We start from the raw sequence: 12,107 nt of genomic DNA, 5'->3' as shown, positions 1-12,107 counted from the left end.
GGCATCCGACGCGGCGTACGCGGCGGTCACCGGTCCGGCGATAGCCCCACCGGTGAACGCGAGGCCAGCAGCGGTCAAAGCGGTCTTACGGATCAGATCGGTACGCATGATGGCGTGCTCCTCTGGCGTCGGGGGTGCCCACACGGCAGTACAGGGGGGTGCGTGCCGTGCGGGGAAGCTTTTGCCCGGTGACCCGCAACGAGGGGGTCGGCGTCGGGACAGGGTGTAACCGTTCGCGGTGGCCGGTCATTCCGCCTACCCGCGGGAGTCGGCCGTTGTGCTGCTCGACCGTTCGGGGGATGTAACCGGGGCGGCCTGCCAGGTGTTCCCGGGCGGCTGCCGCGCCCCACGACCCCGGGGGTCGCGGTGGCATGCCAGGTATAACGACCCCGGCCGCCCCCCGATTCCACCGGCGGGGCGGCCCCGACCACCCGACACTGCGGCCCAAACGGGATAAATCGGCCCCCTGGCGAACCGGACACGGCGGTCAGGGCGGGTGATCGACTCGGGTTCATGGAAAACGCGGTGTCCGGGTGCCGGGGATGCCCCGACTTCCTGAAAACCGAGTCGATCATGCCCGTCTGCGCGGTTTGGACGCTTGGCCCGGGCTGAGGCAGGGGGCGCGGCAAAGCGTCGGGCGGATCGGCCTGGTCTGAGGTCAATGCGTCTTACGGCCCGGCCCGACTCGGGGGCGCGGCGCCGTACAGGTCGGCCCGGTTGCGGGTCATTGCGCGGTGCGGCCCGGGCCGACTCAGGGGGCAGAGCGTCGTGCGGACTGGCGGCCGGCCAGGGGACAACGTGCTGTGCGGAACCTCGCGCCCGCATGATCGTGCTCGATCCAGGAAACAGGTCCCTCCCTACGCCGCGAGGCCACTACATCCAGGATCGAGCACGATCATGCGGGTGTCACGGTGTCGTGCGATACCCCGACATCAGGGAAAGCGAGTCGACAACGCCGCCAGCACCTGCGGCGGAGTGGTCCCGACATGCGGGTGGGGCAGCCCGAACGTGTCGGACTGCCCCACCGGGAGCGCAGAGACGAATCAGAACCCGAGGACGCTCCGCCCGCCGACAACCGGCAGTCGCAGTTCGCTGTCGTTCGGCGCGACCCGCAGTTCGGTGCCGCCCAACGGCAGCAGGGTGTACTCCTGGTCGCTGGAGAAGACGACAACGCCGATCCGGTGTCCCGCCGGGAAGATGTAGTCCTTCGGCTCCATGGTCCACCGGTAGTCGTACAGCTTGCCCTGCTTGACCGGCTCGGTGCGCGCGGCGCTCTTGCGGTTCTGCGGGTCCATCCACCCTCGCGTCACCACTGTCGGGGCGGCGGTCGATCCGGCCGGGCCGTAGTCGACAAGGTACGCGGTGAGGTTCGCGTCCGGCTTGTTGTCGATGGCCATCCGCAGTCGCATCTCCGGACGTCCGGAGATGCGCACGCTCTGCGTCAGCTCGGGGGAGCGGTAGGCGAGTCGGTTGGCGCTCGCGGTGTCCGGATTGGACACCAGGGTGTCCGGGTGGATGGTCCGGCCCTCGTCGACGAAGCTCTGCTCGACCTTGGCCTTGGGCGGCTTGCCGGTGGTGAGCGCGCCGGGTGCGGTGGTGTCGGTGGCCGCGAAGTGCAGGCCGACCTCCCGCGCCGCCGGGTCGGGCCAGTTGGCGTACGTGGTGTAGGCGCGGTCCTCGCGCTGGAGCACCGCCGTCGGCTCGTCCATGATGCCGTTGCGCACGTTCCACAGCCAGAAGTCGAACCAGCGGTTCTCGGTCTGCTTGTACGTCCACGTCTGGCCGCTGGGCAGGGTCACCGACGCGCTGCTGCCGGGACCACCGTGGCCGCCCTGGTGCAACCAGATCTTGCGGGGGACGTCGCGCTTGGCGAGCTGGTCCCACCAGCCGGCGAAGTGCTCGGTCTTCACGTTCCAGTCGTTGAGGCCGTGCACGACGAAGACGCTGGCCTCGACGTCCCGGGCATCAAGGTAGTCGCGGTCGCGCCAGAACTTCGAGTAGTCGCCGGTGACCCGGTCCTGCTTCGCGGTGATATCCGCCAGCTCGTCGGCGCACTGCCCCTCGGCGCGGGCCTGCCCGGCGGTGTACTGGGCCAGGATGTCGAGGTCCTCGCCCTGGAACGTCCCGGGCGCGACCACCAGACCGTTGGCCCGGTAGTAGTCGTACCAGCTGCTGATCGCGGAGACCGGCACGATGGTCTTGAGCCCCTTGACGCCCGTGGTGGCGACCTGGTTGGGCAGCGTCCCGTTGTAGGAGACACCGGTCATGCCGACCGCGCCGGTGGTCCAGCCGGCGGTGACCGGGGCGCCGTTGGCGTCGTACCCCTTGACCCGGCCGTTGAGCCAGTCGATGACCGCCTTGGTGCCGAGCGTCTCGGCCTGGTCCCCGCTGGTCGGGCAGCCGTCCGAGTCGCCGGTGCCGACGCTCTGACCGAGCACCACCGCGTACCCGCGGGGCACGTAGTAGTCGTCCAGCGAGCCAGGCAGGTTGGCCTTCGCCTGGGCCCGTTGTGCGCCGGCGTCGAGTGCGCGACGCCCGTTGCGGTCGGTCAGGCCGTTCTGCGGCAGGTCGTCGACGAGCACGCTCGGGTACGGCACGTCACCCCAGGTGCCCTTGCGGTACGGGCTGTGCTCGAAGATGACCGGCACCTTGAAGCCCTGCGTGGCTGTCTCCCGGGGGCGGGAGATGTCGATCGCCACCCGGTCGGGCCGACCGTCGTGGTCGGTGTCCACAGGGGTCTGGACGAACACGCGCTCCTCGATCGCGTCGGCGAGCGAGAACACCGGTTGGGTCATGCCGTCGCTGACCACGATGCCGGTGGGCGTGGTGGGCGTGGGCAAAGCGGCAGCCGCGGGTGGGGCTGCGCCGAGGACCAGGGCGCCGGACACGCCGACGCTCAGGAGTGCCAGATGACGGGGTCGACGCATTCGCGTCTCCCTTCGGTTGGGCTGGTTGCCGGGGTCGGCACTGGCCAATCTCGAAGATCCATTCGTCGTCATGCTAGGGCGGGGCCGGCATCCCGTCGATCCCTTCGGCCAGGGGCGCATCTGTCGTCCGCACCGTCGCTGTCGGTCCGGTGGGCGGCAATCGAAACGACATCGAACTGAGCCCGGCGGCGAAACAGCGCCGAAATCCTCACCGCGAGGGCCGGAAAACCCCTCGTCAAGGGGTGCCCGGATGATCGTTCCCCTGCATATGATCTTGCCGAAGTCGCCCGAAGAGGCGGCTTCGTCCACATTAGACGAGGAGCGACATGCTCAGGAAAACGCGATGGCTGTTGGCCGTCGCTGTCACGGCCACGACGCTGACCGCCCTACCGGGCGGCACCGCCACGGCCGGACCCAGCGACATCGGTCAGACCGGCGCACCCGCGGCCACTGCTGATGGGAAGACGCACACCGTCACCCTGCTGACCGGGGACGTGGTGACGGTACGGGACAGCGGATCGGGCTGCCCGCAGGCCACAATTCGGCCGGCGGACGAGAACGCGGTGATCCACCAGAGCTGCGGCCCCGACGGTCACCTGCACGTCATCCCCGCCCGCGTCGCGTCCCAGGTCGGCTCGGTGCTCGACCCCGACCTGTTCGACGTCACCACGCTGATCGCCGACGGCTACGACGACGACAACTCCGCCGAGCTGCCGCTCATCGTGCAGCCCGCCACCGCGTCCGCCCGGGTGGCCGCGCTCGGTGACGTGCTGTCGCTGCCCAGCATCGGTGCGGTCGCCGGCCGCGTACCCAAGAAGAGCCCGGCCACGGCGAAGCTCGCGACCAACTCGCTGCTCGCCGGTGCGAAGAAGGTCTGGCTCGACCGCAAGGTCCGGGCCACCGCCCTGACCGGCGGTGGGCGCCCGGCCGGCCTGGACCGCAACCTGGGCCAGATCGCCGCGCCGGACGCCTGGAAGGCCGGCTACACCGGCAAGGGCGTCCGGGTCGCGGTGCTCGACACCGGCGCGGACTTCAGCCACCCGGACCTGGTCGGCCGGGTCGCAGACCGGGCCGACTTCACCGTCGAGGGTGGTGACGCCGTCGACCACAACGGCCACGGTACGCACGTCGCCTCGACCATCGCCGGCACCGGCGCGGCCTCCCACGGTCAGCGTCGCGGCGTGGCGCCGGACGCCAAGCTGGTGATCGGCAAGGTTCTCGACGACCACGGCTACGGCGACGACTCCGGCATCATCGCCGGCATGGAGTGGGCCGCCACCCGGGCCGACGTCATCAACATGAGCCTCGGCGGCAGCGACCCGGACGACGGCAACGACCCGCTGTCGCTCGCCGTCGACGGTCTGAGCAGGTCCACCGGCGTGCTCTTCGTCATCGCCGCCGGCAACAGCGGCGGCGCCATCTCCTCGCCGGGCTCGGCCGCCAGCGCGCTGACCGTCGGCGCGGTCGACCGCAACGACAAGCTCGCCGACTTCTCCAGCCGTGGGCCGCTGGTCACCAGCAACGTGGCCAAGCCGGAACTGGTCGCGCCCGGTGTCGACATCGTCGCCGCCCGAGCCGCCGGCACCAACCTTCAGGACCCGATCGACAGGTACTACGAGGCGATCAGCGGCACCTCGATGGCGAGCCCGCACGTGGCGGGCGCCGCCGCGCTGCTCGCCCAGCGCCATCCGGACTGGAGCGGTGAGCGACTCAAGGCTGCCCTCGCCGGCGCCGCCGACCCACTCAGCGGCATCGACCCGTACGCCGTCGGCGCCGGTCGGCTCAACGCGGCCCGGCCCCTCGGTGGCCCGACCAGTAACCAGCCGGTGGTCAACCTCGGCACCTTCGCCTACCCGCAGTCCGGGACCAGCGAGACGAAGCTGAGCTGGACCGGTGAGTCGACGACCGTTCTCGACCTCGACGTGTCGATCGTCAACCACGACGGCCAACCGGTGCCGCGCGGCGCGGCGTCGCTGTCGACGAGCCGGCTGGCGCTCAGGCACGGCACCACCGCCTCGGCGACCCTGCGGGTCAACCGTGCGGCGCTGGCCGCCCGACCGGGCTTCTACCTGGCCACCGTCACCGCCCGTTCCGGCCGCAAGCTGGTCGCGACGACTCCGGTGAGCTTCTCCGTCGAGCAGCCCAGCTACGACCTGACGATCCAGACGAAGCCGCTGCCGGGCCTGAAGGACGGCGCGGAGAGCTGGATCAACCTGCTGGTCACCAACCTCACCGACCCGCTGATCTATTACGGCGGTGCGGGCGGCACGCCCGGAGACGCCTTCACGCTGCGGGTGCCGGCCGGCCGGTACGCGGTCCTCGGCTCGTCCGTCGCCTACTACGTCGACAGTGACGTGTTGGAGACGACGCTCGCCGCCGAGGTCGACCTGGACGTGCGCGGCGCTCGGAGCGTGACGCTCGACCCGGCGCGGGCCAGGCCGGTGACGGCGACGGTCGACGGGGTGCCCACCACGCCCACCCGGACCGACCTCACCAACGTCCAGACCGCGCCGAACGGCCTGTCCTGGTGGCACCAGATCAGCGGGTACGGGGCGAAGACGACGGTCCGCACCACCGCGCTGCCCAAGCCCACCTTCGGCTCCCGGCGCACCTGGGCGGCGGTCAACCTGGACTCGCCAGCCGGCACGGCCAAGCCGTACCGCTACAACCTGGTGCACGAGTACGCGGGCGGCGCACCGGCCGACCCCGCCTTCCGGGTGAACAAGGCCGAGCAGGCGAAGCTCGCCCGGATCGAGGAGCGCTTCCACCAGATGGACTCGGAGGGGATGGTCACCCAACTGATCCGCAGCGGCTTCACCCCGGACGGGGTGCCGGTGACGCAGACCCACGAGGGGAACCTGCCGCCGTACCGCACCGACTACCTCTCGGCCGGCTACCGCTGGGCCGACGAGGGTGTCTACGGTGGCCTGTCGGCCCAGGAGGCGCCCCGCACCTACCAGCCGGGCAGTCTGCAGACCAAGGTCTGGGCGCGCCAGCCGCTGCACTCGGGCTGGTACGACGACCCGGCCGGCGTCGACCACAGCTGTGCCACCGCGCCGTCGCGGACCCGGGGCAACCTGCACATCGACCTGGTGTCGCTGACCGACCAGCACCAGCGGGCCGACTGCCTCCAGGGCTCCGCGATCGGCGTGAACCGCAAGCTGTCGTTGTACCGCAACGGGAAACTGGTCGAGGAGCGGGACCGCCCGCTCGCCGACTTCACGGTGCCGCAGCAGGCGGCCGACTACCGGCTGACCCTCGACGTCGACACGAGCCTGATCCTGCCGATCTCCACCACTGTCAACACGTCGTGGACGTTCCGCTCGGCCGGGCCGGACGGCACCGGAAGCGTGCCGCTGCCGCTGCTCGCTGTGGACTACGCGCTGCCGATGGACACCAACAACCACGCCACCGGCGGAACGGCGGAACTGGCCGTCCGGCAGATGCGGGGCATCAAGGCGCAGAAGGTGACGTCGTTCCAGGTCTGGACCTCGACGGACGACGGTGCCACCTGGACGTCGGCCCGGGTCAGCGGCAGCGGCGACAGCTACCGGGTCGCGCTGCCGACGGCCGCCGACGGGCAGTCCGTGTCGTTGCGGGTGAAGGCCGCCGCCAACGGCGGTAGCGGAATCGACCAGACGATCATCCGGGCGTACCACGCCGGCTGACCGTCGACAAAGGTGGTGCGGCCCGGCTCCGGCCGGGTCCGCACCACCTTTTTGCGTCGCGGTGTCGATCCGGCCTCACCTCGATCGTCGTGACGGTGAACCCCGACGCCGACAACGAGAGGTACGCCCATGACGTCCGTCGCCGAGACATCGCTGCGCCGAACCCACTTCCTGCTGGGCTGTGGCACGGTCGCCGGCCTGATCTTCCCCGTTCTGTCGTTCGGGCAGGCGTTCACCCGGTCCGGATTCGACCTGCGCCGGCACGCGATCAGCTCACTCACCCTCGGCGACCTCGGCTGGTTGCAGGTCATCGCGTTCGCGGGCACCGGCGTGCTGGCCGTCGCCTTCGCGGTGGGCCTGTGGCAGGCGCTGCGACCGGGTCGGGCCGGCACCGTGGTGCCGGTGCTGGTCGGCGTGTACGGGGTGGCGATGGTCGGCGGCGGGATCTTCGTGCCCGATCCCGCGCTCGGCTGGCCACCCGGAACCCCGGCCGGGCTGCCCGAGCAGGCCAGCACGGCCAGCATTCTGCACACCGTCTGCGGCGCGGCGGCGTTCCTGTCGCTGATCGCGGCCGGCCTGCTGTTCGCTCGACGGTGCACCGCCCAGGGGGACCGGAAGTGGGCGCTCTACAGCGCCGCCAGCGGTGCTGTCGCATTCGTGCTCACCGCTCTGCCGTGGAGTGAGGGGAGTGCGAGCATCCGCTTCGCCGTCGGAGCGGTGCTCATCTCGGGGTGGCTCGTGGCGCTCTCCTGGCGAACACGCGACGAAGGGGCCTGACCGCTGAGGTGATTCTGGTCGTACGCACGTGACAGCATCACGTCATGGCCACAGCGAAGCAGCCAGTAGCCGTTCCGACCGCGATCAGCGTCGACGACTTCCTGGCCAGCAACCCCGACGAACGTAGGCGGGCCGACGCGGGGCGGCTCCGCGCGATCATGGGCGAGTTGACCGGGGAGCCGGCGGTGATGTGGGGCCCGAGCATCGTCGGCTTCGGCAGCTACCACTACACCTACGAGAGCGGGCGTAGTGGCGACGCGCCCCTGGTGGGCTTCTCGCCACGCAAACAGCACCTCGTCGTCTACCTCACCGGCGGCGGTCTCGAGGAGCGGTACGGCGCGCTCCTCGCCCGGCTCGGCCCGCATCGCGCCGGAAAGGGATGCCTCTACCTGAAGCGGCTCGACGACGTCGACGAGAGTGTGCTGCGGCAGCTGATTGAGCGCACCGTCCGGGTGCACAGGGGCGTGGACCGGGCCAGCCGCCGATGAGCCCTCGACGTCACTGGCCTTCCCAGACCGCCTTCGCCCCGGAGTCGCCGGTGCGGACCACGTAATACACGGTGACGGCGGCGGCCACCAACGACAACACCTGCAACGCCAGGGTCACCGGCCGACCGGGCCGTCCGTCCGCGCCGGCGTCGGCGGTCCTCGGCGGGACGAGCCGGACCAGCGCCAGGGCCACCACCCCCAACCCGATGCTGGCGTAGAGCGTGATGTCACCGAACTCCTGGTGCGCCTCCAGCTTCGGCAGGAACTCGGGAGTGACCCGGTTGGCGGAGCGCATCCGCTCGAGGAAGGCGTCACCGGAGAGCTTCGTCAGCAGGGCGGCGACGGGCGCGCCCACGGCCAGCAGCCCCAGCACCCACCGGGTGTGCGGCCGGATCAGCGGGACGAACGCGTAGCCGACAGTCAGCAGGGCCAGCAGCGGCACGAACGCGACAGCGGCGTGCAGCAGCAGAGGATGGGCCGGGATGCCCATGAACTCCTCGAACATCGGCGTCTCCTCCGGTGACATCGGCCTGGACGTTGATCGTCCACACCGGGACGCTATCGGTACCACGCCGGCGTGTCATCCCCGTCGATCGCTCACCTGTCGCAACGCAACGCGGCCAGGTCGACGGCGTCCGCCATCGCCTGCATACCCTTGTCGTTGGGGTGGATGTGATCCCCGCTGTCGAGGAACGGCAGCAGCGCCTGCCTGTCGTACGGGCTGCGGGTGATCCGGTCGAAGTCGACCACGGCGTCGAACACGCCGCTGTGCCGGATCCACTCGTTGACGCCCTGGCGCACGGCCTCACCTGCGGCGTCGTACTCCGGCCAGCCCTTGAACGCCATGACCGTGGCGCCGACGACGCACTTGCCGGCCGCGTGCGCCCGATCGGCCAGCTCCCGGTAACCAGTGGTCAGGTCGTCCACCGTCACGCCGGTGTGGGCCTTGATGTCGTTGATGCCCTCGTACACGAAGACCGTGTCGACCCCGGGCTGGGAGAGCACGTCACGGTCGAACCGGCGCAGCGCGGCCTCCCCGGCGCCGTCGGCGAGCACCTTGTTGCCGGAGATGCCGGCGTTGGCCACGCCCCTGACCGGGCTGTCCGGCGCGGCCTGGAGCCGTCGGGAGAGGTAGTCGGGCCAGCGCCGGTTCGCATCAGTGCTGGAGGCCCACCCGTCGGTGATGGAGTCGCCGAGGGCCACCACCGAGCCGGTCGCTGTGGACGTCCGCACGCTGACCGCGTCCAGCCAGTACCAGGAGGTCATCGAGTCAGTCCAGTTGGTCGCCGCCTCCTCGGCGGCGTGATCACCGGCGGCCGCGTACGACGTCTGCATGGCCATGCCGTGCCCGCTCGTCGGGCCCTGCGCTCCGGTGACGTGGAGACTCACCACGAGATTGCTCTGGGCGGCCAGCCGGCCGGGAAGCGGGTCGCTGAGGATCGTCTCCCCGGCCGCGACCGTGACGGACGGCTGACCGCCGAACGTCAGCCGCCGGTTGCTGCCTCCGACCAGCTCGGCGCCCTGCCGCTGCAACCCGGCGTACGCGCTGCTGAAGGTCACCGGGTGCTCGCCGAAGGCGTTGGTGAGACGGATCCGCAGCGCGTCCCCGCCGACGCTGGTGCGCACCACCAGCCGGTAGCTGCGCTCGGCGGGCCCGGCGCCCTGCCGGTCGGCACTGGCGGCCCAGGTGACAGCGAAGTGCCGGCCGTCACCGGCCGCCGGGTCGTGCCGCGTCCGCGCCTGCCCCGCCGACCCGACCAGAGGAACGCAGAGCAGCGCGGCGACGGCGGCGGCCGCCCCGCGGCGGGCGAGACCGGCCCGCATCAGAGGTTCCTCAGGGTGACCGACTCGCCCGGGCGCAGTGTGACCTGGCGGGAGCGACCGTTGGCCAGCAGTGTGGTGCTGCGGCCACCGACGCTCGTCAACCGCGCCTGGGTGACCCGCCCGTCGCGCCAGCTGAGGTCGGCGGTGAAACCGCCGCGTACGCCGACGCCGGCCACCGAACCGGCGGACGCCCAGGCGGCGGGCAGCGCCGGCAGCAACTCGACGTGACCGGGCCGGGAGTAGAGCAGCATCTCGACGATCGCGGCGGGGGTGCCGAGGTTCGCGTCAATCTGGAAGATGCCCCGGCCGGGGTTCGTCTCGTAGATGTCGAAGAGGTTCATGGCGCTGCCGTTGCTGCCGTTGGTCGACGGCCGCAGGTTGTTGACGATGAGCTGGTACGCCTTCTCCGCGTCCTTCAGCCGCGCCCAGCACAGACTGCGCCACGCGTTGGCCCAGCCGAAGCTGTTCATGCCGCGCGCGGTGAGCAGGGCTGTGGCACCGGCGACGATAGCGGCGGGGGTGGAGCCGTCCGGGCGGATCCGGTCACCGGGGAAGAGACCGATCAGGGGGGAGAGGTGCCGGTGCGTGGTCTCACCGAGGTTGTCCGGTGACATCCACTCCTGCAACCAGCCCGAGGTGGGGCTGACCTCGGGCAGGTAGAGGCGCTTGCGGAGCGCGTCGACGCTCCGGGCGTGGTCGGCGTCGCGACCGAGCACCCGAGCGGCGGTGTGGTAGTTCTCGAAGAGGTTCCACACCAGCTCCTGGGAGTAGGTGTTGCCCCGGGTGTCCTGCGGCCCGTGCTCGGCCGACCAGTCCCGGTCGGCTACCAGCACCTCGCGGGTGGCGCCGGACGCGTCGGTGACGGTAGCGGTGACCAGTCGCGTCTCCCAGAACTCCACGGCACCCTTGACGACCGGGTAGATCTTCGCCAGGTAGCCGCGGTCCTGGGTGTACTCGTAGTGCTCGAACAGGTTCTGGCAGAGCCAGGCGTTACCGCTGGGGTGCCACCACCAGCCGCTCCCGCCGTACGGGTTGGTGGAGAAGGTGACAGCCCACCCGGCGACCCGGCCGCTGCTGTTGCGGAACCGGTTGGTCGAGGTGTTGAAGAGCCGCTGGGTGACCTCGGTCCAGACCGGCAACTGCGCCACGCAGTAGTCCGCGTACGCGTCGAAGGTGTCGGTGAGGCCGGCCCGGTCGGCCGGCCAGTAGGTCATCTGGATGTTGACGTCGCTGTGGTAGTCACCCATCCAGTCCGGGTCGTTGCCGTCCAGCCACGGGCCCTGCAAACCGATCGGCAGGCTGCCCCGCGACCCGGAGATCAGCAGGTACCGGCCGAACTGGAGGTACGCGGCCTCCAGCTCCGGGTCGGGGACGTTGTCGCGCCAGCGCGCCTGCACCCGCTCCCAGGTGTCCAGTTCGCGCTGGCCGGCGGACGACGCGCCGAGGTCGATGGCGAACCGCTCGAACGCCGGCCGGACGTCGGCGACGTGGGTGTGCAGCAGCTCGCGGACCGACGCACGCGCCGCGGCCAGGACCTTGTCCCGGGCCAGCCGCTGCGGCTGTACCGATTCGTCGCGGAACCCGGTGGCGGCGGTCGGCGCGTAGTTGGTGCCGCCGCTGACGATGACGGTGAGGTCCCGGCAGTCGGTGAAGGAGATCGACGTGCCGCTCACCGCCACCGTTCCGGTGCCGCTGTGCGCGGTGACGGCGGCACCGTAGCGCAGCCCGTTGGCGAACGACGCGCCGAACGACGCGTACCGGCCGGTGGGGTCGGCGGTGGTGGACTCGCCGTGGGTGCCGGCCAGGGAGACGGTGCCGGTGTACGTGCCGCCGCTCTGCGAGGTGAAGTGCAGGACGATGACGTCGTCCGGGCGGCTGGCGAAGACTTCCCGTCGGTAGCCGACCCCACCGATGTCGTACGCGGTGCTGACCAGGCCCTGCGCCAGGTCGGCGGTGCGGCGGTAGGCGTCGACCGCGCCGAGGTCGTGCCCGGGGATGTCGACGGTCAGCGTGGCCAGCATGGTGAGCGAGCCGAAGTCCTCGCGCCCGTAGAGGAACTGGCCGTCGCCGTCGAGCGTGTCGTTGCGGCCACCGGTCCAGAGCGTCGCATCGGTGATCGCCAGGAACTCCCGGGACGGGTCGTTGCTGGCGAGCGCCCCGAGTCGGCCGTTGCCCACCGGCAGGCCCTGCTCGATCATCGAGGTGGCGGAGCCGGGTGCCCGCCACCAGAGCTGGTTCTTCTCGGCGACGTTTCCGGCGAGCATCGGCGACGTCGTGGGCCGCCGGGGTGCGGGTGTGGCGGCGAAGGCGGGTAGGCCACCCAGTGCGGTGGCCGCGCCGGTGGCGGCGGCCAGCGCGAGGAAGCCGCGACGGCTGGGGTGGTTGTCGCGCGTGTTGTGGATCTCCATGTCGGGTTCTCCAAC

7 protein-coding genes are annotated in these 12,107 nt (G+C 71.0%); 3 read left to right on the top strand and 4 right to left on the bottom strand.

The genetic code is table 11. The features are described 5' to 3' along the window. Positions 1 to 1,043 precede the first annotated feature (1,043 nt). Complete coding sequence (locus GUI43_RS05395; RefSeq protein ID WP_112698173.1) at positions 1,044 to 2,927, bottom strand: Xaa-Pro dipeptidyl-peptidase; 1,884 nt, start codon at positions 2,925 to 2,927, stop codon at positions 1,044 to 1,046. A gap of 326 nt (positions 2,928 to 3,253) precedes the next feature. Here GUI43_RS05395 and GUI43_RS05390 point away from each other — a divergent pair, with 326 nt between their 5' ends. The 3 genes from GUI43_RS05390 to GUI43_RS05380 all read left to right on the top strand — a co-directional run bounded on the left by GUI43_RS05390 (position 3,254) and on the right by GUI43_RS05380 (position 7,860). Then, a complete protein-coding gene (locus GUI43_RS05390) occupies positions 3,254 to 6,595 on the top strand; it encodes a S8 family peptidase (RefSeq protein ID WP_112698172.1) in 3,342 nt (1,113 codons plus the stop codon). Positions 6,596 to 6,724: 129 nt separating this feature from the next. After that, entirely contained in the window at positions 6,725 to 7,372 is a 648-nt protein-coding gene (locus GUI43_RS05385; RefSeq protein WP_112698171.1) for a DUF998 domain-containing protein, read from the top strand. Positions 7,373 to 7,416: 44 nt separating this feature from the next. Beyond that, positions 7,417 to 7,860 (top strand): DUF1801 domain-containing protein, encoded by a 444-nt coding sequence (locus GUI43_RS05380; RefSeq protein ID WP_112698170.1) that lies wholly within the window; start codon positions 7,417 to 7,419, stop codon positions 7,858 to 7,860. A 10-nt stretch (positions 7,861 to 7,870) separates the two neighbouring features. On the opposite strand, the gene GUI43_RS05375 is transcribed toward GUI43_RS05380, so the two are convergent. The 3 genes from GUI43_RS05375 to GUI43_RS05365 form a co-directional block, all read right to left on the bottom strand. Then, positions 7,871 to 8,365, bottom strand: coding sequence for a DUF2231 domain-containing protein (locus GUI43_RS05375; protein WP_146765863.1), 495 nt, complete (start codon positions 8,363 to 8,365; stop codon positions 7,871 to 7,873). Between the two features lie 92 nt (positions 8,366 to 8,457). Then, positions 8,458 to 9,684, bottom strand: a complete 1,227-nt coding sequence (locus GUI43_RS05370) for an SGNH/GDSL hydrolase family protein (RefSeq protein ID WP_112698168.1) — start codon at positions 9,682 to 9,684, stop codon at positions 8,458 to 8,460. After that, positions 9,684 to 12,092 carry a glycosyl hydrolase family 95 catalytic domain-containing protein gene (locus GUI43_RS05365; protein WP_112698167.1) on the bottom strand — a complete coding sequence of 803 codons (2,409 nt, stop codon included), beginning with the start codon at positions 12,090 to 12,092 and terminating at the stop codon, positions 9,684 to 9,686. The genes GUI43_RS05370 and GUI43_RS05365 overlap by 1 nt, the downstream gene beginning before the upstream one ends. Positions 12,093 to 12,107: the final 15 nt, after the last annotated feature.

The organism is Micromonospora noduli (genome assembly GCF_003264365.1).
Taxonomy (GTDB): Bacteria; Actinomycetota; Actinomycetes; order Mycobacteriales; family Micromonosporaceae; genus Micromonospora; species Micromonospora noduli.
This window is presented reverse-complemented; position numbering and strand designations above follow the sequence as displayed.